Source organism: Euzebya rosea (assembly GCF_003073135.1).
Taxonomy (GTDB): domain Bacteria; phylum Actinomycetota; class Nitriliruptoria; order Euzebyales; family Euzebyaceae; genus Euzebya; species Euzebya rosea.
This window is the reverse complement of the sequence record NZ_PGDQ01000004.1, coordinates 415,164-436,386: the sequence shown is the minus strand read 5'-3', so window position 1 is coordinate 436,386 and position 21,223 is coordinate 415,164. Positions and strand designations below refer to the sequence as shown.

Below are 21,223 nucleotides of genomic sequence, written 5' to 3'. Positions count from 1 at the left end.
GCTACTCCCGCAGCCGGTCGCGATGGTCGACCTGCACGGTCTGGCCACCCTCGCGCAGGTGCCGGGCCACCTCTTCGGACAGCGCCACGGAGCGGTGCTTGCCGCCGGTGCAGCCGATGGCGATGGTGAGGTACCGCTTTCCCTCGCGCCGGAACGCCGGGACCATCAGGTCGAGGAGCGGCAGCAGCCGGTCGAGGAAGCCCTGCGCTTCGTCCTGCCCGAGGACGTAGTCGCGGACCGGGGCGTCGAGGCCGGTGAAGGGCTTGAGCTCCGGAACCCAGTGGGGGTTGGGGAGGAAGCGCACGTCCAGGACGAGGTCGGCGTCACGGGGGGTGCCGTGCTTGAACCCGAACGACACCACGTTGGTGACCATGACGGTGTCGCCGGGGTCCCCGAAGGCGTCGACGAGCTTGTCCCGCAGCTCGTGGACGTTCAGGTGGGTCGTGTCGACGACCAGGTCGGCGTCGGCGCGCAGCTCGGCGAGCAGCTCGCGCTCGCGGGCGATGCCCTCCACGACCCGGTCGCTGCCCGCCATGGGGTGGACGCGGCGCGCGGCCTCGTAGCGCTGGACGAGCGACTGCGTCGACGCCTCGAGGTACAGCATGCGCACGCTCAGGCCGCGTTCCTCCAGCGACCTGATCGTCTGACGGAGGTCACCGAAGAACGCGCGTCCGCGCACGTCCATGACGAGGGCGATGCGGCTGACGTCCGCGCCGGGACCGGTGGCCAGCTCGACCACGGAGTCCAGCAGCTGCGGGGGCATGTTGTCGATGACGAAGTAGCCCAGGTCCTCCAGGACCTTGGCGGCGGTCGTCCGGCCGGCACCGGACATCCCGGTGATGATGGCGATGGTGGGCTTCATCGGCGCCGAGCCTAACCGGCCGCGGTCGGCACGGGCGGGATGGGACACGGGCGTCGCCTCCCGTCGACCTACCGCTCGGCGGGGGTGCGGCGCCGGCCGGGGCGCAGGTGCTCGTGGATGGTGCGGGCGAGGCCCTCGCTGATGCCCGGAACCTCCTCCAGGTCGGCCACCGTGGCCTCCTTCATGGCCCGGACGGTGCCGAAGTGGCCCAGCAGGGCCTTGCGACGGGCCGGCCCCACGCCGGGGATCTCGTCGAAGACGCTCTCCACCATCTCCTTGCCCCGCAGGCTGCGGTGGTAGGTGATGGCGAAGCGGTGGGCCTCGTCACGTATCCGCATGACGAGGAAGAGGGCCTCGGAGGACCGTGGGAGCATGATCGACTCCGACGCGCCCGGCCGGAACACCTCCTCCATCCGCTTGGCCAGCGAGGCCAGCTCGACCCCCTCGATGCCCAGCTCCTCGAGCGCACGGTTGGCCGCGTTGAGCTGGCCCTTGCCGCCGTCGATCAGCACGAGGTTGGGCGGATAGGCGAACTTGCGGGGCTTGCCGTCCTCGTCCTCCAGCGGTTGGTCCCGCTCGGCGAGGTACCGCTTGAAGCGGCGGGTGATGACCTCGTGCATCATCGCGAAGTCGTCCTGGCCGACCACGCCGTTGATCCGGAAGCGGCGGTACTCCGACTTGCGGGGCAGCCCGTCCTCCATCACCACCATGGAGGCGACGGAGTTGGTGCCCTGGAGCGTGGAGATGTCGTAGCACTCGATGCGGAGCGGCGCCTGCTCGAGCCCGAGGCCCTCCTGCAGCTCCTTGAGCGCCTGGGAGCGGGCGTTGAAGTCCTTGGCCCGCTTGAGTCGGTGCTGCTGGAAGGCCTCGCGGGCGTTCTCCTCCACGGTGTCGAGGAACTCGCGCTTGGCGCCGCGCTGGGGAACCCGGATGACCACACGCGAGCCGCGCAGCTCCGACAGCAGCTCCTCGAGGGTCTCGTGGTCCTCGGGCAGCTCGGGGACCAGCACCTCCTTGCCCACCAGGTGGGTGGCGTCGCCCTCCGGTTCCTTGATGAGGCCGTCGGCCCCGCCCTTGGCGGTGGACGTCAGGGCCGTGGATCCGCTGCCGAGCGTGTTGGCCCGCTCGGAGTAGACCTGCACCATGAACCGCTGGACCAACCCGGCCATGTCCAGCGCCTCGACCCGGTCCACCGTCCAGCCCTTGCGGCCGACGACACGGCCGTTGCGGACGAAGAAGACCTGGAAGGCCACCTCCAGCTCGTCGGCGTGCCACGAAATGGCGTCGAGGTCCTCGCGCTTGCCGGTGACCATGACCTGCTTGGCGAGCGCCGTCCGCATGGCCTTCAGCTGGTCGCGGATGCGGGCCGCAGCCTCGTAGTTCTGCTTCTCGGCCTCGGTGGCCATCGCGGCCTCGAGCGCCTCGACCGCCCCTTCGGTGTCGCCGTCGACGAAGGCCATGAGGTCCTCGACGAGGGCCAGGTGCTCCTCGGGCGACACCTCGCCGGTGCACGGACCGCTGCATTTGCCGATGTGGAACAGCAGGCAGGGGCGGCCGGCCCGCTGGTGGCGGTCGAACACCCCCTTGCTGCACGTCCTGACCGGATAGACGCGCAGCAGCATGTCGAGGGTGTCGCGGATGGCGTAGGCGTGGGCGAACGGGCCGAAGTAGCGGCTGCCGTCGTTGCGCGGGTTGCGCCGCACCATCGCCCGCGGCACCTCCTCCCCCAGGGTGATCGCCAGGTAGGGGTAGGACTTGTCGTCGTTGTAGCGGACGTTGAACCGGGGCCGGTGCTGCTTGATGAGGTTGTACTCGAGGTGCAGCGACTCGACGTCGGAGGCGACGATGATCCACTCGACGGACGCCGCGACCTCGAGCATGCCGCGGGTGCGCTGGTGCAGGTTGCTGACGTCCTGGAAGTACGACGACAGGCGGGCTCGCAGGTTCTTGGCCTTGCCGACGTACACCACACGCCCGTGGCGGTCGCGCCACAGGTAGCAGCCCGGGTCGGTGGGGATCGTGCCGGGATCGGGCCTGAAGGAGAGTGCGGGGTTGGACACCATCGGCCCTCCCAGCCTGCCATCCGCCGCACGGTCGACCGCACCACCCGCACCCCACGTGACCACCGCAGCCCGTTAGGTGTGCCTTACCTCACCGAAGTCGTTACCATCGACCTCCGTGACCGCCGTCGACACTCCGCCGTCCTCGCCTGCCCGGCACCTCGTGCCAGGGGCAGCGTCGCTGCACGTCACCGATGCGCGCGTGCACCTCGGCGGGACGGAGATCCTGCACGGGGTCGACCTCGAGGTCCCCACGGGGCGAACGCTCGCGCTGCTCGGCCCCAGCGGCTGCGGCAAGACCACCCTGCTCCGTGCGGTGGCCGGACTCCAGCACCTCTCGACCGGCACCGTCCGCGTGGGCGAGGACGACATCACCGACCTGCCGGCCGAACGCCGCAACGTCGGGATGGTCTTCCAGGACGGCGCGCTGTTCCCGCACATGACCGTCGCGGCCAACGTCGCCTTCGGCCTCGACCGGGCGGGTCGCCGTGGCCCCGCCGTCGAGGACGCCCTGGAGATGGTGGGCCTCGCCGGCCTCGGCCCGCGGATGCCCAGCACCCTGTCGGGCGGCCAGCAGCAGCGGGTCGCCCTGGCCCGCGCCCTCGTGGCGCAGCCCCGGGTCCTGCTGCTCGACGAACCGTTCTCCTCCCTCGACGCCGGCCTGCGTGGCCAGATCCGCGCCGACGTCGCCCGGCTGCTGACGGACCTGGCGATCACCGCGGTCGTCGTCACCCACGACCAGGAGGAGGCGTTCCTGCTGGGCCACGAGGTGGCGGTCATGATCGCCGGCCGCATCCACCAGCAGGCGCACCCTGCCGACATCTACGCCGCGCCCGCCACCCGCGAGGTCGCGGAGTTCCTCGGCGACGCCAACCTGATCGCCGGGCACGCGTCCGGCACCGCGGCCCAGACGGTGCTCGGCGCGGTACCCCTCGCGGCCGACGCCGCCGGCCCCATGGACGTGCTGGTCCGGCCCGAGCACCTGCGGATGACGCCCGGCGGTCCGATGACGGTCCGCGCCGTGGAGTACTACGGCCATGACGCGATCACCGAGCTGACCGGGCCGGCGGGGATCCTGCGGGTCCGCACGATGTCGCTGCCGCCGTACCGGGCCGGCGACCCCGTGGCGCTTGCCTACGACGGTCCCCCGACCGCCGCCTACCGCGCCGATTCGACAAGTTAGGTTCGGTTCACCTAACCTCTCGATGATGTCCTCCGTACTCGTCACGGGCGGCGCCGGGTTCATCGGCGCGTCCCTGTGCACCCGCCTGCTGGACGACGGCCACCGTGTGGTCGTCGTCGACCGTGTGCCCGATGCCCGCCGTGGCCGCACCGTGGCGGAGCTGGCCGAGCACGCCGACCCCGGGATGCTGGAGGTCGTCGTCGCCGACCTGGCCGACCTCGACCTGCCGGCGCTCCTTCGCCGCGTCGACGCCGTCGTCCACCTCGCCGGCAGGCCGGGCGTCCAGACCAGCTGGGCCGACGGCTTCGATGACCACCTGCAGGAGAACGTCGCCCTCTCCCAGCACCTGCTGGAAGCCGCCCTCGACGCGCCGCTGCGCACGATCGTCATGGCGTCCTCGAGCTCGGTCTACGGCGAGGCCGGCGGTGACGGCCCCGTCCGCGAGGACGTGGCCCTGCGCCCCATCAGCCCCTACGGCGTGTCGAAGGCCACGCTGGAGATGCTCGTCGGCGCCTACGCGCTGCGGGGGGTTCCCGCGGTTGCCCTGCGGTACTTCAGCGTCTACGGCCGACGGCAGCGTCCCGACATGGCCGTCGCCCGGATGGTCGAGGCCCTCCGGGGCGGGCCCCCCTTCCCGCTTCGCGGGGACGGCACGCAGTCGCGCGACATGACCCACGTCGACGACGTGGTCGAGGCGACCGCACGGGCGCTCGACGCGAACCTTCGCCCGGGTACGGTCGTCAACGTCGGCAGCGGTCGACCGATCTCGCTGGCCGAGACCCTGGACGCCGTGGGACAGCTGTGCGGTCGACCGGTGCCCGTCGAGCCGGTCAGCGCCGTCCCGGGCGACCCCCGCCAGACCTGGGCCGACCTGTCACGTGCCGAACGGCTGCTCGGTTGGCAACCCCGGACGGCGCTCGTCGACGGCCTCCGCGACCAGCTGTCGTGTGATTTCACCGACGTGCGCCCCGGCTCCCCCCTGTCGGTGCCGCGCCGTTCCTGAGCGCGCCGGCCCGCACCACCGATCACCAACGATCCCCGAACGACTGGACACACCCATGCCCTCCCGCACCATGCCCACGACCACCCCCGCGACCGGCTCGCGACCGATGCTCCGGGCCCTCGTGCTCGCCATCGTGTCGGCCCTCGTGCTGACCGCCTGCGGCAGTGACGACGGCGCGTCGGTGACCACGATCGGCGAGACCGAGGGCAGCAGCTCCTCCTCGTCCTCATCCTCCTCGTCGTCGTCATCGTCGTCCTCCGCGTCCGCGTCGGCATCGGCGACCGGCACCGGCGAGCTGGCCTGTGCGCCCGTGAACCCCGAGCTGGAGTCCGAGGCCGTCGAAACCATCGAGATCGCCGCCGTGGACTACGGCTACGAGCCCGAGGCCGTCGAGGCCCCCGCCGGGATCGTGACGTTCGCGCTGGACAACCAGGGCGCGGAGAACCACGAGCTGGCGTTCCTTCCCGGCGGTGGCGAGGTGCCCTTCACCGACGGCGCCCCCGACGAGGCTGCCCTCGAGGAGGCCGGTGCCTTCGAGCTGGAGGCCTTCAGCCCCGGCCAGACCTGCAACGCCACCTACGAGCTCGAGCCCGGCGAGTACACGCTCTTCTGCATCATCGAGACCGCCGACGGCGAGACCCACTACGAGCTCGGCATGCAGGGCACGCTGACCGTCTCCTGACGGCTGCACCGTGATGACTGACGTCCGCGCCGGGCAGGCCTCGAGCCGCGCCCTGCTGACCCGCTGGGTCGTGGCCAGCGCCCTCGTGGCGCTGGTCGGCTCCCTCGTGGGCCTGGGCGCCCGCGCCACCTACGGCGCGCGGACGTCGGGTGACGAGCCCTACTACCTGCTCACCGCGCTCGGCCTGGCGCAGGACGGCTCCCTCGACATCGCCGACGAGATCGAGGAGGGCGCGTTCAGGCCCTTCCACGAGATCGCGCTCGACGAGCAGACCACCCCGCTGGACGCGGCCGGCCGACGGGTCAGCCCCCACGATCCACTCCTCGGGGTCCTGCTCGCCCCGGCGATGGCCCTCCCGCCGTCCGCCGCATGGCCAGCCGCGAAGGCGACCCTCGCTGTCCTGGCGGCCCTGCTGGCCGGACTGACCACCTGGGTGGCCGTCCAGCGGTTCGACGTCCGACCGGCGGTGGCCGGGATCGTCGTCGGTGGCCTCTCCGCGGCGATGCCGCTGGCCAGCTACGGCACCCAGGTCTATCCGGAGGTGCCCGCGGCCCTGGCCGTGATGGCGGCGGTGGCCCTGCTCACCGCGCCCCGCGTCGGGCCGCTCCACCTGCTCGGGTTCGTCACGGCGGTCGTTGCCCTGCCGTGGCTGGCCGTCAAGTACGCCCCGGTCGCAGCCGTCGTGGCGCTGCTCGCCGGCATCCGCTGGTGGCGCGCGGGGCACCGGCGCACGGTGGTGATCGCCACTGCGGTGTTCGGGGTTGCCGGCGTGGCCTACCTCGGGCTGCACCATCTCTGGTTCGGCGGCTGGACCGTCTACGCCGCGGGTGACCACTTCGTCTCCAGCGGTGAGCTGTCGGTGGTCGGCAACGCCCCCAACCCGCTGGGGCGCGCCCGCCGTCTCGTCGGCCTGCTGGTGGACGCCGACTTCGGTATCGCCGCATGGACCCCGGCATGGTTCGCGCTGCCCGCCGCAATCGCCGTCGTCCTGCGGCAGCGGACTTCCGACCGCTGGGTGCTGCTCGCCCCGGCGGCTGCCGGCTGGCTGACCGCCACCTTCGTGGCCCTGACGATGCACGGCTGGTGGTCACCGGGCCGTCAGGTCGTCGTCGTCCTGCCGCTGCTCGTGATCGTCCTTGCCAGGGCTGCCGACGCCATGGTGTCCTCGCGCGCCGCGATGGCCGGCGGGTTGGCCGCGCTGCTCGCCGGCGTCGTCGGCTGGGTTTGGCTGGCGGTCGAAGCCTCCACCGGCGGTCCCGTCCTGATCGTGGACTTCGCCGACTCGGCGTCGCCGATCCGCCGGCTGCTGGTGGGCCTGCTGCCCGACGGCCGCCGCGCAGGCATCGCCGACGACGTGCTGCTGGCCGTCTGGGCGGTCGCGTTGCTCGCGTCCGCGATGCTGGCCTGGCGCCGCGTCGGTCACGCCGATGTCGTGCCTGCCACTCGAGAGGCGGTTGATGTCCGACGCCTCGCCCGTGCCGGCGTGGTCGCCGTCGGGTCCGTGCTGGTGGTCGCCGTGACCGTGTGGGGCGTCCGCACGGTCGACACCGCGGCGCTGCGAACTGCATGGGACACCCTGTCGGCGTCGCCCGCTCGGCTGCTGGTCGGCGTCGGTGCGTTCGGCCTGGCGTTCGTGCTGCGAGCGGTTGCCTGGCAACGGGTGCTCCCCCGTCTCGGGTTCGGGCAGGCGCTGGCGGGGATCCACCTCGCGCTCGGTGGCAACCACGTCCTGCCGCTGCGCCTCGGCGAACCGCTTCGCATCGTGTCGGTCGTGCGCAGGGCCGGCATCGAGGCCGGCGCGGCGACCGCGTCGACGGTGCTGCTGCGCAGCGGTGACGTCCTGGTGCTCCTGGTCCTCGGGTTGCTGGCCGGCCCCGCCGTCGTCACCCGCCTGCTCGGCCCGGTGGGCGGCATCGCCGCCGGCGTCGTGGCGGCGCTGGGTGTGGCCGCTTGGCTCGTGATCGCCCGTCGCCCCTCCCCCACACGCGTGGCCGACACGGCCAGCCCCCTGCCGACCGGCGGCGAATTGCCGGGCCTCTCGGTCATCGCCCTCACCGCCGCCGCCTGGCTGCTGGAGGCCGTGCTGGTCCACGAGGTCGCCAGCGTCTTCGGCGTCCAGCTGACCGCGGCCGAGTCCGTCGTCGTCCTCGCTGCAGCCATCGCCGGACAGCTGGTCGCGGTCGCCCCCGGTGGCCTCGGGTCCTACGAGGCCGCCGCCACCGCGGGCCTGGCCGCAGCCGGCGTCCCGGTCGCCACCGGCCTGGCGATCGCCATCGGCCTGCACGCGGTCAAGACGGCCTACAGCCTTGCCGTCGGCGCGATCGCGCTCGGCGTGCCCGCCCCCGGCCTGGTCGGCAACCTCCGGCTTCCCCGCAGGGCGATCCCCCGCCCGGCTCCGGCCGCCCCGGCCGACCTCGACGCGCCGGTGGTGCTGTTCATGCCCGCCCACAACGAGGGTCCACGGGTCGCCGACGTCGTCCGGCGCGCCCCGGCGACCGTGCACGGCCACCCGGTCGTGGTGGCGGTCATCGACGACGGCTCGACCGACGACACGGTCGCGGAGGCAACCGCAGCCGGTGCCGTCGTCGTCCCGCACCCGACCAACCTGGGGTTGGGCGCCGCCGTGCGCACCGGCCTCGAATGGTCGGTCGAGCAGGGGGCTGCCGCCGTGGCGTTCTGCGACGCCGACGGCGAGTACGACCCCGCCGAGCTCGGCAGCCTCGTCGGGCCGATCCTCGACGGTGACGCCGACTACGTGGGCGGCAGCCGGTTCGCCGGGCAGATCGAGTGGATGCGGCCGCACCGGCGGGCAGGCAACCTCGTCCTGACCGCATGGGTGCGCTGGACCGTCCGCCAACCCGTCAGCGACGGGCAGACCGGCTACCGCGCGTTCTCCCCTGCCGCGGCCGCCGACGCCCGGATCCCCCACGACTACAACTACGCCCAGGTCCTGACCATCGACCTGGTCGGCCGCGGCTACCGCTACGCCGAGGTCCCCATCACCTACCGGTTCCGCGAGTCCGGTCGCAGCTTCGTCCGGCTCGGCCGCTACCTGCGTCGGGTCGTCCCGACCGTCTGGCGACAGCTGAACCCGCCGCCGCTGGCCGACACCCGACCGGCCACTTGATCCATCCGCCACTCCATCCGAGGCCCTTCCATGCGCCGATTCCTGCTCGTCCCCGTCCTCCTGCTCGTGCTCGCCGCCGGCTGCAGCAGCGGAGGCAGCGATGCCGTGACCATCTACTCGGGTCGCGGATCCAGCCTCGTCAACCCGATCCTCGAGCGGTTCGCCGAGGAGACGGGCATCTCCGTGGAGGTTCGTTACGGTGACTCCGCCGAGCTCGCGCTGCTGATCCAGCAGGAGGGTGATCGGACCCCCGCCGACGTGTTCTACAGCCAGTCCCCGGGCGCCACCGGCTTTCTGTCGGGCGAGGGCCTGCTGGCGCCGCTGGGCGAGGAGACCCTCGACCTCGTCGACGAGCGCTTCCGCAACGCCGACGGCCTGTGGGTCGGCGTCAGCGGCCGGCAGCGCGTGCTGGTCTACAACCAGGACCTCGTCGACCCGGCCGAGCTGCCGCAGTCGGTCTTCGAGGTGCTCGAGCCGCCGCTCGCCGGCCGGGTCGCCGTCGCCCCCTCCAACGGGTCCTTCCAGGACTTCGTGACCGCGATGGTCCAGGTCGAGGGCGAGGAGCGCACCGTGGCGTTCCTGGAGGGGCTGGTCGAGACGGGCGCCCCCACCTACGCCAACAACAACGCCATCGTCGAGGCCGTCGGTCGCGGCGAGGTCGACATGGGGCTGGTCAACCACTACTACAACTACCGGTTCCTCGACGAGGACCCGGACCTGCCGTCGCGCAACCACCTGCTGGCCGGCGACGACATCGGCGCGCTGCTCATCGCCTCGCCCATCAGCGTGATCGAGGGCACCGACCGGGCCGACGAGGCCCGGCAGCTCGTGGAGTTCCTCCTGGCCGAGGAGGCGCAGACCTACTTCGCCGAGGAAACCTTCGAGTACCCGCTGGCCGTCGGGGTGGACCCGGCCGACGGGGTCCCGCCGCTGGCTACGCTGGACGTTCCCCCGTTCGACATCGACGAGCTCGGTGGCGGACTCGAACACACGCTGGAGCTGATCCGGGAGAGTGGCCTCGCCAGCTGATCAGGTCGTCGCGGCCCCGTCCTCCGAGGACGGGGCCGAGCTCGGCGTGCCTCGACGGCCCGCGGGCGACACGGGTGGGCGCGGCCTCCGCGTGGGGTCGCTGGCCCTCGCGGCCGTCTTCGCCCTGCCGCTGCTGTTCCTCGTGCAGCAGTCGTGGACGCTCGGCACCCCGGTCGTCGAGGCGCTGACCGACACGTCGAACCTCGCCCCCCTCGGGCGGAGCCTGCTGCTGGGCACCAGCGTGGCCCTGACCACCTCGGTGCTGGGCACGGCCTGTGCATGGCTGGTGGCTCGGACCGACCTCCCCGGCGCGAAGGCCTGGGGGATCCTGCTGGCGCTTCCCCTCGTGCTGCCGTCCTACATCGGGGCGTTCACGATCCAGGCCGCGCTGGCACCCGGTGGGCTGACCGACGAGGTCCTCGGCCTGTCCCTGCCGGCGGTCGAGGGGTTCTGGGCGGCGCTTGCCATCCTCACGTTGCTCACCTATCCCTACGTGTTCCTGCTCGTCGTCGCGCGGCTCCGGCAGCTGCCGGCCAACCTCGAGGAGTCCGCGCGGCTGCTCGGGAAGTCGCCGGCCGCGATCTTCCGACGGGTCGTCCTCCCCCAGGTCACCCCCGCGATCCTGGCCGGGGCGCTGCTGGTGTTCCTCTACGCCGTGTCGGACTTCGGGCTGCCGCAGCTGCTGCGCTACGACACGCTCACCCGCGTGATCTTCGGCAACCTGCTCGACCGCCCCGTGTCCAGCGCGTTCGCCCTGCAGCTCGGCGTCCTCGCCCTGCTGACCGCGGCGCTGGAGCGGGCAGCGACGACCCGCCTGCGCGGACTCGACCGTCAGTCGGCGGTGCGGGGTCGCACGGGCCTGCGCTGGACGATGGGCCGACGGCGGCCCCTGGGCCTGCTGTTCGTGGCGGGGGTGACCGTGGCGTCGCTGGTGGGTCCGTTGGTGGTGCTCGTCTACTGGGCCGTCCGCGGGCTGTCGGCCGGCAGCACCCGGGCCAGCTCGGTGCTGAGCGACCCGGCCCAGCTGCTGTCCCCCCTGCTGGGCAGCGCCACGGCCGGCATCCTGGCCGCGGTCGTCGCGGCGGTGGTCGTCCTGCCCATCGCGTTCCTGACGGTGCGTCGCCGAGGACGTGCGGCCGACGCCGCCAACGGCCTGGTCATCACCGGCTTCGCCCTGCCGGGCCTGATCATCGCCCTGAGCCTGTCCTTCTTCGTCCTGCGCGGTCCCGGCGTCGTCGCATCGCTCTACCAGACGCTGCCGCTGCTCGTGATCGCCTACGTCGTGCACTTCGGGGCGCAGTCGTTGCGTGCGTCGCAGGTCGGCGTCGAGGCGCTGCCCGACAGCGTCGTCGAGGCCGCCCGAACCCTCGGGGCCGGCCGCCTGCGTCGGCTGCTCAGGGTCGAGCTGCCGATGATGCTGCCGTCGGTGCTGGCCGGTGGGGGCCTGGTGCTGCTGTCGACCCTGAAGGAGCTTCCCGCCACCCTGCTGCTGAGCCCGCCGGGCTTCCGCGCGCTCGCGACCGACGTGTGGGCTGCTACGCAGGACGCGTTCTGGGCCGAGGCCAGCATCGTCGCGCTGGTGCTGGTCCTGCTGTCGGGTGTGCTGACCTGGCTGCTGGTGCTGCGCCGCACCGACGCCCTGGCCTGATCCCCACGAGGCGATGTTTCGGTCCCCCGGGGGACCCGGGTAGGCGTTCGAGTACAGCCACTTCACGCGATCCAGTGAGGAGTGACCTCGTGAACACCGTGAACGAACACCGTTCCCACCGACCGATGGGCGGCCGTGCCCGCGCCTCGGTGGTGGCCGTCCTGGCGATCCTCGCCCTGGCCGTCACCGGCCTGGTCGTCGCGCCCATCGCGTCGGCCGTCGAGGACGTGCAGCCTGCGCGCGCCGACGGCCCCACCCGCCTGGAGACGGCCGTCGCCGTCGCCGAACGTGCGCATCCCGAGGGCAGCGACGAGGTGGTCATCGGTCCGTCCGACGACTTCACCCACACGCTCGCCGGAGCGGCGCTGGCCGGAGCGCTCGACGCCCCCATGCTGCTGACGCCCCCTGGCTTCCTCGCCGACACCACCGCTGACGCCCTGACGACCATGGGCGCCGAGCGCGTGACCCTGCTGGGTGGCCCTGCGGCGATCAGCAGCGACGTCGAGGACGCACTCTCCGAGCGCTGGGCCGTCACTCGTGTCGGCGACGACGACCCGTACGAGTCCGCCGCACGCATCGCCCGGACCGCTCGTTCCATCGCCGGTGGACTGCCCGAGCTCGGTGCTGACGACATGCCGACCGTTGCGCTGGCGAGCGGGACTGACTTCCCCGACGCCCTGTCGATCAGCGGTCCCGCCAACGACGGCGCCATCCCCCTCCTGCTGACCGATCCGGACACCCTCCCGGAGGCGACGCAGGACGCGCTGATCGATCTCGATCCCGAGCACGTGATCGCCGTCGGTGGCCCCGACGCCATCAGCGACGACGTCCTGGCCGAGATCGAACGCGAGGGTCGCCTGACCACCCGCTTGGGTGGCATCAACCGCACCGACACCGCCGCCATCGTTGCCGACTGGTTCATCGATGCCGGCTGGTTCGAGGACACCACCGCCATGCTGGCCGCAGGTGACGCGTTTCCCGACGCCGTGACCGCCGGTCAGCTGTCCGGGCGGCTCGAGGCGCCGATCCTGCTGACCGCCAACCGTGACCTCCTCGGCGAACACGCCGCAACGTGGTTCAGCGACCACTGCCCGACCCTCGAGGTCCTGCAGGTCGTGGGTGGGACCGAGGCCGTGTCGCTCGATGTCGCCAACGGGGCCGAGGGGCTCGCCGAGTCCTGCTCCGGGGACGGCGACGACGGTGAGGACACCCCGGCAATGACGCAGACCTACACGGTCACGCCCCAGCAGGCGCTGAGCACCGAGGCACCGGGTGTGCACGACTTCACCGTCGTCCGCCGTTACGACGGGGAACCCATCGACGGTCCGCTGGACCTGGTGGTCTTCCCGTGCGAGAACGCCGACGTGACCGGCGCCGACGTCGACACCTTCGTCGATGCCGACGACGACGGCGACGCCGACGGCTTCGCCACCACCGACACCGGACAGGCGCGCATCGCGCAGGTCAACGGTGAGGACGTCCGGGACAGCACCATCCACCTCGCCGAGGTCGACGAGGACGGCGACATCGACGTGCGCCTGGCCTCGCAGGCACCGGACTGCACCGTCCTCGTCGTCGTGGACGGCAACGGCAACGGTGCGCTCGACCTGGACGCCAACGGCACACCGGTCGAGCAGTACGGCGTCGGCAAGGCCGAATGGACCTAGCCGAGCGGTCGCACGATCGTGAACGGGCCGCCCCGATCGGGGGCGGCCCGTTCCGCTGCGTCGTCGGTCAGTCCTCGACGACGTGGTCGTCGAACCCGGCGCGGGCCCGGGCCCAGCGGCGCCGGTCCCAGCCGCCGCCGGGCCCCAGGCACGCCACGGCCGCGCGGGACATGTCGAGGACGTGGTGCAGGTTGTCGGCCACGCCGAGTCCCTGACGGCCAAGGACGGTGATCCCGTCGAGCCGTTCCACCTGCCGCTGCGCACGCGTGACCTCGTCGATCCCGTCAGCCGTGAGCAGCGGGTACACGCTGGGCAGGCGGATGACCTCGACGCCCTCCACGCGGGGCGTGGGCAGGTCGAGCCGGGCCATGCCGTCCAGCACCATCGCGCCGAGCTCGTCGTCGCTGGCCGACCACGTCTCGTCACCGGCGGTGCAGGGCACCTCGGCGCACAGGACCGTGACGCCGTCGGGGTCAGGACCGTCGCGGTAGTTCTTGGGCTCCGACAGCCGGACGAAGGGCACGCCGATGGTCGGCACGTAGTGGGCGTCCCAGTCCAGCCAGCGGTCGGCATCGACCACCAGGTAGACCAGCACGACACCGCGGTGCGCGAGCGGGACGTCCGGCAGGCCCGCGGCGTCGGCGAGCGCGGTCGGCGGGGCGGTCCACAGCACCCGTCCGGCGCGGATGGTCGTGCCGTCCGCGAGGGTCGCCTCGACGTCGTCGGTACCCGGGGTCACCGCGACCGGCCGGCTGCCGATGCGCAGGTCCGCACCGCTGCGTGCTGCTTCCTCGGCCAGGCGCTCGACGATCTGGCCGTAGCCCAGCCGGGGGTACAGGAACCGCCGGCCGGTCGGGGTCGCCGTTCGTCGCAGCTTGGCGACCACGTCCCCGAGCCCGGTGAGGGCGATGCGACGGCGCGCCAGCTCACCGGCCAGCACCTCGGGTTCGACACCCCAGAGCTTCCGCGCGTACGGTCCGTGGAAGTCCCTCAGCACGGTCGGCCCGAGCCTGGCCCTGACGACGTCGGCGTAGGTGTCGACCGCGGGCCGCTCGCGTCGGACCGCGCCGGTCACCAGGTCGGCGCCGATGGCGGCGGCCGTGCGTGGCGGCAGGCTGCGCGCCAGGTCGGGCGGCTCGAGCGGGAACTTCACCCAGCGATCCTGCAGCCGCAGGCGCCCGCGACGTTGCCGCTCCTGCAGGTCGTCACCCAGCAGCTCGCGGAGCAGCCCCATCGACCCTGCGGATGCCGCGGGGTGCAGGCGGTGGCTGCCGAGGTCGACGCGCTGGCCCGCGATCTCCACGCTGGCAGCCATCCCTCCGACGCGGTGGCCTGCCTCCAGCAGCACGGTGCGATGCCCCTCGCGGGCCGCGAGGAGGGCGGCGGCCAACCCCGCAGGTCCGCCACCGACGACCAGCACCTCGGTGGACGCCGTCACGAGCCCTCCCGTCGCACGGTGGGCAGCTGGACGGGGAACGGGGCGGGGGCGATGACCATGGCTTCGACGAAGCCTAGGCACACACGCGCTGCTGCCCTCCCGGTCGTGTGGCCGGGTGGTGCCGCCGCGAGGGGTCGCTAGATGGGGTTCAGCAGGTGGATGGGCCGCGACTCGTGGTCCTCGATGGCCTCCATCGCCGCAGCGGTGAGCTGCCTGCCGAGATGCTTCAGCGCACGGCCCATGGCCAGCTCCTCGCCGATCATCGGGACGTCGGTGTCATCGGGGTGGCGGTGGGACTCGCCCTCGGCGCTGAACGAGCCGCGCGGCGTGACCAGCGTGGCGACAGCCCGGCACTCCCCGTCCGTCTCCCGCAGGACCACGTCGATGTGGCAGCCGAACGTGGCCTCCGGGACGTCGTCGTGGTGGGCGTGGTCGGCGGTGACGACGGCGGCACCCATGCTGGGGACGAGGGTCGTCTCGCTGCCGTCGTCCCAGGCCACGCGGTACAGGGGTGAGCTGACCCCCGGCTTGACGTCCAGCACGGTCCCCATCCGCGGTGGTGCTGACGGGCTCGACGAGTTGACGCAGATCCGGTCTCCGGGTCGGGCGTTCATGGCAGTTCTCCTCTTCCGGCAGGCGACCCCTCCTTCGCACCGTACGCCCGGTCGGACGACCCCGTCCAGCACTTGATGAATCTTGTTCACTCGCCGATCCGCGCCGAGCGACGTCGCCCGCCCGTCGACCTCTATGGTCGAGGTCCACCACCTGTGGAAGGAGCCGCCCGTGACCGCCTCGCTCGTGCACGCCTGCCGGGACGCCGGCGTCCGGGACGGTCGGGTCCTCGATGCCGTCCGGGAGGTCGACCGCGCGTCCTTCCTCCCCCGGGGACAACGGCGCCAGGCAACGCGCGATGCCCCCCTGCCCATCGGTGAGGGACAGACCACGAGCCAACCGTCGCTGATCGCGCGGATGGTCGAGGCGCTCGGGCTGACCGACCGGGACTCGGTGCTGGAGGTCGGCACCGGCTCGGGCTACCAGACGGCCATCCTGTCCCGGCTGGCTCGCTCGGTGGTGTCCGTGGACCGCCACCCGTCGTTGGTGCACACCGCCACCGCTGCGCTGGAGGGGCTGCGCAACGTCCGGCTCGTCGTGGGCGACGGCACGCTGGGGTGGCCCGACCACGCGCCCTACGACGCGATCACGGTGGGGGCCACCGGTCCTCGGGTCCCGCCCGCGCTGCTGGACCAGCTGGCGGACGGTGGCCGGCTGGTGATCCCCGTCGGGCCGCCGTCCCGGTCGAGCCTGCAACGCTGGGTCCGGCACGGGGCCGACATCGTCGGCCCCGAGCACTTGATGTCGGTGCGCTTCGTGCCCCTCATCGGTCGCGAGGGGTTCGCCGAGGACGACTGACGCACCCCGGCCCGGCGGTCAGCCCTGCAGGAGCGGCGCCAGGAACTTGCCCGTGTAGCTGTTCGCGGTCTCGACGATCTTCTCGGGCGCGCCCTCGCCGACGATGGTGCCACCGCCGGATCCGCCCTCGGGGCCGAGGTCGATGATCCAGTCGGCGGTCTTGACGACCTCGAGGTCGTGCTCGATGACGATGACGGTGTTGCCCTTGTCGACCAGCCGGTGCAGGACGTCCAGCAGCCGTCGGACGTCCTCGAAGTGCAACCCCGTGGTCGGCTCGTCGAGGATGTAGACGGTCTGCCCGGTCGACCGCTTCCGCAGCTCCGACGCCAGCTTCACCCGCTGGGCCTCACCACCGGACAGCGTCGTCGCGGCCTGCCCCAGGCGGACGTACCCCAGGCCGACGTCGACCAGGGTCTGCATGTGCGAGGCGATGGCGGTCAGGTTGGAGAAGAACCCGAGCGCCTCCTCGATCGGCATGTCCAGGACATCGGCGATCGTCTTGCCCTTGTAGTGCACCTGGAGGGTCTCGCGGTTGTAGCGGGCGCCCTTGCAGACCTCGCAGGGCACGTAGATGTCGGGCAGGAACTGCATGTCGATCTTGATCGTGCCGTCGCCCTTGCAGTTCTCGCAGCGCCCGCCCTTGACGTTGAAGGAGAACCGACCCGGCTGGTAGCCGCGGACCTTGGCCTCCTGGGTGGCGGCGAACAGCTTGCGGATGTGGTCGAACACCCCGGTGTAGGTCGCCGGGTTGGATCGGGGCGTCCGTCCGATGGGCGACTGGTCGATGCCGACGATCTTGTCGACCTGCTCCAGGCCGTCGATGCCACGGTGGGCGCCGGGCACCACCCGGGAGCCGTAGACGTGGCGCATCAGCGACCGCTTGAGGATGTCGTTGACCAGGGTCGACTTGCCGCTGCCCGACACGCCCGTGACGGCGGTGAACACCCCCAGCGGGAACTTCACCGACACGTTCTGCAGGTTGTGCTCTCGCGCGCCCCGGACCGTCAGGTGATGGCCCTTCTTCGGCTTGCGTCGTGTCTCGGGGATCTCGATCCGCCGCTTGCCGGACAGGTAGGCGCCGGTGATGGACTTCTCGTTGTCCATCAGGCCCTTGAGGGTTCCGGTGTGCACGATCTCGCCGCCGTGCTCCCCAGCCCCGGGCCCGATCTCCACGACGTGGTCGGCAGCCTCCATGGTCGCGCGGTCGTGCTCGACGACGAGGACGGTGTTGCCCAGGTCGCGCAGGCGTATGAGGGTCTCGATCAGCCGCTCGTTGTCGCGCTGGTGCAGGCCGATGGACGGTTCGTCGAGGACGTAGAGGCAGCCGACCAAGCCGGACCCGATCTGGGTGGCCAGGCGGATGCGCTGCGCCTCGCCACCGGCGAGGGTGCCGGCGGCGCGGCTGAGGGTCAGGTAGTCCAGCCCGACATCGAGCAGGAACCGCAGGCGCTCCTGGATCTCCTTGAGGACCGGCGCGGCGATCATCGAGTCGCGGGCGTCGAGCTCGAGGGCGGCGAAGAACGCCTCGGATTCCAGGATCGACTGGGCCGACACCTCGGCGATCGACTTGCCGTCGATGAGGACGTGCAGCGGGAGGGGACGCAGCCGGGCGCCGTTGCAGGTGGGGCACGGCACCTCCCGCATGAACTCCTCGATCTTGTCCCGCTGGTAGTCGGAGTCGGTCTCGAGGTACTTGCGCTGCAGCCACGGGATCGCCCCCTCGAACTGGGCGTTGTAGCTGCGCTGGCGGCCGTAGCGGTTCTTGTAGGAGACGTGGACCTTCTTGTCCATGCCGTGCAGCAGGACCCGCTTGTGCTGGGCCTTGAGCTTCTTCCACGGGGTGGTGACGTCGAAGCCCTTGACCTCGCCGACGGCGGCCAGCACCTGGGCGAAGTACCGCTGCTGTGGTCCCGTCGAGAACGGGATCAGCACGCCGTCGGCGATGGACACGTCCTCACCGGCGATGACCAGCTCGGGGTCGACCTCCTTGCGGATGCCGAGGCCGTCGCAAGCGGTGCAGGCGCCGTAGGGGGTGTTGAAGGAGAACGAGCGCGGCTCGAGCTTGTCGAAGGACAACCCGTCGTAGGGGCAGGCGAGGTGCTCGGAGTAGATGGTGTGCTCGCCCTCGCCCTCCCTGGGCACGGTGAGCACGGCGACGACGCCCTCGGCCAGGTCGAGCGCCTGCTCGACGGAGTCGGTCAGGCGGCGCCGGTTCTCGCTGCCCTTCGCGACCAACCGGTCGACGACCACCTCGATGTCGTGCTGCTCGTAGCGCTCGAGGTCCGGCGGATCGGCCAGGTCGACGATCTCGCCGTTGACCCGTCCACGAGCGAAGCCCTTGGCCGACAGCTCCTTCATGAGGGTGGAGTAGTTGCCCTTGCGGCCCCGGACGACCGGCGCGAGGACCATGAAGCGTTCGCCCTCGGGCATGGCCTCGAGCTGGTCGACGATCTGCTCGGCCGACTGACGGGTGATGGGGCGGCCGCACTTGGGGCAGTGGGGCTTGCCGATGCGGGCGAACAGCAGGCGGAGGTAGTCGTAGACCTCGGTGATCGTCCCGACGGTCGACCGCGGGTTCTTCGACGTGGTCTTCTGGTCGATCGAGATGGCCGGGGAGAGGCCCTCGATGAAGTCGACGTCGGGCTTGTCCATCTGCCCCAGGAACTGGCGGGCATAGGCGGACAGCGACTCGACGTAGCGACGCTGGCCCTCGGCGTAGATGGTGTCGAAGGCGAGGCTGGACTTCCCGGAGCCCGACAGACCGCTGAACACGATCAGGGCATCACGAGGGAGCTCCAGGTCGACGTCCTTGAGGTTGTGCTCTCGGGCGCCGGCGATGCGGAGCGTGTCAGCTGGGGCGGAAACGGGGCTGGGGCGGGCTGAAGTCACGGCTTGCCCAACCTACCCGGGGCGACAACGGGATCCACATGGCAACCCACGTGCCGGAACGATGCAGACGTCACTCGAACGAGTGTACGAGTTCGGTCCGAAAACGCCAGCAGGGCCGCCCCTCCCCGGGTCGGCCCTGCGGCGTGATGTCGTGCTGAGGCGGGATCAGCCGAGCATCGTGCCGAGACCGGGGTCGAACGCCTCGGTGCCCTCGGCCATCTGGATGTCCATGCCGCCGTTGGTGATCGCGTAGTCCAGCGCCTTGTTCAGGTCGCTGACGTTGTTGGACAGGGCGAGGGGGGCCAACGCCAGGGTGGAGACGACGCCCAGGGCGCGGCCCTCGCTGTCGAGGTAGGCGGACCCGGAGTCACCGGGGATGCCGGGGCTGGTCGTGTAGACGGTGTGCAGCCAGCCGCCGGTACCGGTCTGGACGCCGTAGCCCTCCTTGCGGGACAGGATGGAGTCGGTGGGGCGCAGGCTGGAGTTGCCGTAGGAGTAGATGCGCTCACCGAAGGAGACGCCGTCGGTGTTGATGCCCTGCGGACCGCCCCAGAACGGGATGGAGGGGTTGACCTTGTCGTGGTCGGCGGGGTCGATCAGGACCAGCGCGAAGTCGTTGCCGGCACAGGCGTTGGCGTCGGTCTCGTTGACGTCCTGCATGGCCTGCCACGACGAGTAGGCAAGGGTGCCCGGCTGGCTGGCGCCGGAGATCTCGACCTCGGTGCCGTACGGCAGCGAGGTGGTGGTGCAGCCGTTGGTGTCGGTGGCCTCGCCGAGTCCGGCGCAGTGTGCGGCGTAGCCGATGTACATGTCGGCGACCTCACCGGTCTGGGAGTCGGTGGAGTAGAAGATGAAGTTGGCGGTGCACTGGGCGCCGTCGGTGTACATCTGCACCCCGGGGTGGATGGTGGCGTCGTCGACGGAGGCCCACTGGGGGTCGGCGGCGGCCGGGGTCGAGGCGAGGGCCAGCAGGAGGACCAGGAGGGTCGCCACGGCGGGCGCGAGCAGGGTGCGGCGGGCAGGGGTCACGAGCAGGGTGTCCTTGGGTAGGTGGTGCGGCGTGTTCGGGGGGTAGACGGCGCACCCTGCGTTTCGTTAACAGCGGTGGTCGAACTTTTCTCTGCGGGGTCGTCGGGTAGAACGGCGCCATGACGTATCCCGAGAACGGTCACGTGGAATCCGGCGGACCGGCTGCCCAGCGCACGGTCGCCCTCGACGACGGCACCGAGGTGGTCCTCCGCAAGCAGTCGGTCGGCCCGATGGACAACAACGCCTACCTGCTGTCGTCGGCGGGCGAGGCGTTGCTGATCGACGCCGCCAACGACGCCGATGCCCTGCTGGCCACGATCGCCGACGCCGGGGTGACGGTGACGACGATCCTGACGACCCACGGGCACGGCGACCACTGGCAGGCGCTCGAGGCGGTCGCCGCGGCCACCGGGGCCGAGGTGGTCCACCATGCGGCCGACGCCGACATGATCCCCGTGGAGGCGTCGCGCCACGTCGACGACGGCGACGTCATCTCGTTCGGGGAGACGTCGGTTCGGCTGATCCACAACCCCGGCCACACCCCTGGCTCGATGTCGGTCCTGCTGGGCGAACGCCACCTGTTCACGGGCGACACCCTCTTCCCGGGCGGGATTGGCAGGACCACAAGTCCCGAGGAATTTGACTCTGCGTATCGGGCTGTGACCGAGCGCCTCTTCATTCTAGACGATGAGACGTGGGTTTACCCGGGCCATGGTGATGACACGACGTTGGGGGCTGAACGGCCCAAGCTGGACGAGTGGCGGGAGCGTGGATGGTGACACGTCACGCTCCGCGATACCTTTTGGGGGTATGCGCGCACATCTCCCGGCGGCCGCCCTGCTCGTGCTCCTCGCCGGCTGCGCCGGCACTCCCACAACGGACGGACCGATCGACGGGGCCACCGCCGATGTCGCCGTCGGTGAGGAGTTGTACCAAGCCAACTGCGCTCAGTGCCACGGCGCCGACCTGCGCGGAACCGACCAAGGACCGCCGCACCTCGACGCCGTCTACCTCCCCAACCATCACGCCGACATCTCATTTCTCTTCGCCGTCCGCAACGGCGTCCAGCCGCACCACTGGAGCTTCGGGCCGATGCCCCCGATCGACGGAGTCAGCGACGACGACGTGACCGACATCGTCGCCTACGTCCGTGCGCAGCAGCAGGCCGCCGGCCTCCTGGACTAGTCCAGCCCGTG

The 21,223-nt window shown here is 71.6% G+C and carries 16 protein-coding genes; 10 read left to right on the top strand and 6 right to left on the bottom strand.

The features are described 5' to 3' along the window. Position 1: 1 nt before the first annotated feature. Together rapZ and uvrC are read right to left on the bottom strand one after the other, a co-directional pair. Positions 2–862, bottom strand: a complete 861-nt coding sequence (gene rapZ, locus CUC05_RS07160) for an RNase adapter RapZ (protein ID WP_108665372.1) — start codon at positions 860–862, stop codon at positions 2–4. A gap of 68 nt (positions 863–930) precedes the next feature. Then, positions 931–2,925, bottom strand: coding sequence for an excinuclease ABC subunit UvrC (gene uvrC, locus CUC05_RS07155; protein WP_108665434.1), 1,995 nt, complete (start codon positions 2,923–2,925; stop codon positions 931–933). A gap of 115 nt (positions 2,926–3,040) precedes the next feature. Between uvrC and CUC05_RS07150 the strand changes: the two genes are divergently transcribed. From CUC05_RS07150 to CUC05_RS07120, 7 genes are all read left to right on the top strand, one after another. Next, positions 3,041–4,105, top strand: a complete 1,065-nt coding sequence (locus CUC05_RS07150; RefSeq protein ID WP_205712182.1) for an ABC transporter ATP-binding protein — start codon at positions 3,041–3,043, stop codon at positions 4,103–4,105. Between the two features lie 25 nt (positions 4,106–4,130). Then, positions 4,131–5,108, top strand: a complete 978-nt coding sequence (locus CUC05_RS07145; RefSeq protein WP_157965312.1) for an NAD-dependent epimerase/dehydratase family protein — start codon at positions 4,131–4,133, stop codon at positions 5,106–5,108. A gap of 55 nt (positions 5,109–5,163) precedes the next feature. Further along, positions 5,164–5,790: a cupredoxin domain-containing protein gene (locus tag CUC05_RS07140; protein ID WP_108665370.1), complete on the top strand. Its 627-nt coding sequence runs from the start codon at positions 5,164–5,166 to the stop codon at positions 5,788–5,790. A gap of 13 nt (positions 5,791–5,803) precedes the next feature. Next, on the top strand, positions 5,804–8,917 hold the full coding sequence (locus CUC05_RS07135) for a lysylphosphatidylglycerol synthase domain-containing protein (RefSeq protein WP_108665369.1): 3,114 nt from the start codon (positions 5,804–5,806) through the stop codon (positions 8,915–8,917). 30 nt (positions 8,918–8,947) lie between these two features. Continuing rightward, positions 8,948–9,946, top strand: coding sequence for an iron ABC transporter substrate-binding protein (locus CUC05_RS07130; RefSeq protein WP_108665368.1), 999 nt, complete (start codon positions 8,948–8,950; stop codon positions 9,944–9,946). Next, positions 9,930–11,594, top strand: a complete 1,665-nt coding sequence (locus tag CUC05_RS07125; protein WP_108665367.1) for an ABC transporter permease — start codon at positions 9,930–9,932, stop codon at positions 11,592–11,594. The genes CUC05_RS07130 and CUC05_RS07125 overlap by 17 nt, the downstream gene beginning before the upstream one ends. A gap of 89 nt (positions 11,595–11,683) precedes the next feature. Then, positions 11,684–13,261 (top strand): cell wall-binding repeat-containing protein, encoded by a 1,578-nt coding sequence (locus tag CUC05_RS07120; RefSeq protein ID WP_108665366.1) that lies wholly within the window; start codon positions 11,684–11,686, stop codon positions 13,259–13,261. 67 nt (positions 13,262–13,328) lie between these two features. Here the strand turns inward: CUC05_RS07120 and CUC05_RS25285 are convergent, their stop codons facing one another. Together CUC05_RS25285 and CUC05_RS07110 are read right to left on the bottom strand one after the other, a co-directional pair. Beyond that, positions 13,329–14,699 (bottom strand): protoporphyrinogen/coproporphyrinogen oxidase, encoded by a 1,371-nt coding sequence (locus tag CUC05_RS25285; RefSeq protein WP_205712181.1) that lies wholly within the window; start codon positions 14,697–14,699, stop codon positions 13,329–13,331. 137 nt (positions 14,700–14,836) lie between these two features. After that, positions 14,837–15,313: a dsRBD fold-containing protein gene (locus tag CUC05_RS07110; protein ID WP_108665365.1), complete on the bottom strand. Its 477-nt coding sequence runs from the start codon at positions 15,311–15,313 to the stop codon at positions 14,837–14,839. Positions 15,314–15,482: 169 nt separating this feature from the next. Here CUC05_RS07110 and CUC05_RS07105 point away from each other — a divergent pair, with 169 nt between their 5' ends. Further along, positions 15,483–16,109, top strand: coding sequence for a protein-L-isoaspartate(D-aspartate) O-methyltransferase (locus CUC05_RS07105; protein WP_205712180.1), 627 nt, complete (start codon positions 15,483–15,485; stop codon positions 16,107–16,109). 18 nt (positions 16,110–16,127) lie between these two features. Here the strand turns inward: CUC05_RS07105 and uvrA are convergent, their stop codons facing one another. After that, positions 16,128–18,998, bottom strand: a complete 2,871-nt coding sequence (gene uvrA / locus CUC05_RS07100; RefSeq protein ID WP_240606206.1) for an excinuclease ABC subunit UvrA — start codon at positions 18,996–18,998, stop codon at positions 16,128–16,130. 165 nt (positions 18,999–19,163) lie between these two features. Continuing rightward, a complete protein-coding gene (locus CUC05_RS07095) occupies positions 19,164–20,027 on the bottom strand; it encodes a serine protease family protein (RefSeq protein ID WP_205712179.1) in 864 nt (287 codons plus the stop codon). A 119-nt stretch (positions 20,028–20,146) separates the two neighbouring features. On the opposite strand from CUC05_RS07095, the gene CUC05_RS07090 reads away from it, so the two are divergent. Together CUC05_RS07090 and CUC05_RS07085 are read left to right on the top strand one after the other, a co-directional pair. Next, positions 20,147–20,806 (top strand): MBL fold metallo-hydrolase, encoded by a 660-nt coding sequence (locus CUC05_RS07090; protein WP_108665363.1) that lies wholly within the window; start codon positions 20,147–20,149, stop codon positions 20,804–20,806. Positions 20,807–20,837: 31 nt separating this feature from the next. Beyond that, positions 20,838–21,212, top strand: a complete 375-nt coding sequence (locus CUC05_RS07085; protein WP_108665362.1) for a c-type cytochrome — start codon at positions 20,838–20,840, stop codon at positions 21,210–21,212. The last annotated feature ends 11 nt before the right edge of the window (positions 21,213–21,223 follow it).

Coding starts and splice junctions, on each gene's coding strand:
- rapZ (WP_108665372.1), bottom strand. CDS start 862: ATGAAGCCCACCATCGCCATCATCACCGGGATGTCCGGTGCCGGCCGG.
- uvrC (WP_108665434.1), bottom strand. CDS start 2,925: ATGGTGTCCAACCCCGCACTCTCCTTCAGGCCCGATCCCGGCACGATC.
- CUC05_RS07145 (WP_157965312.1), top strand. CDS start 4,131: ATGTCCTCCGTACTCGTCACGGGCGGCGCCGGGTTCATCGGCGCGTCC.
- CUC05_RS07140 (WP_108665370.1), top strand. CDS start 5,164: ATGCCCTCCCGCACCATGCCCACGACCACCCCCGCGACCGGCTCGCGA.
- CUC05_RS07135 (WP_108665369.1), top strand. CDS start 5,804: ATGACTGACGTCCGCGCCGGGCAGGCCTCGAGCCGCGCCCTGCTGACC.
- CUC05_RS07130 (WP_108665368.1), top strand. CDS start 8,948: ATGCGCCGATTCCTGCTCGTCCCCGTCCTCCTGCTCGTGCTCGCCGCC.
- CUC05_RS07110 (WP_108665365.1), bottom strand. CDS start 15,313: ATGAACGCCCGACCCGGAGACCGGATCTGCGTCAACTCGTCGAGCCCG.
- CUC05_RS07090 (WP_108665363.1), top strand. CDS start 20,147: ATGACGTATCCCGAGAACGGTCACGTGGAATCCGGCGGACCGGCTGCC.
- CUC05_RS07085 (WP_108665362.1), top strand. CDS start 20,838: ATGCGCGCACATCTCCCGGCGGCCGCCCTGCTCGTGCTCCTCGCCGGC.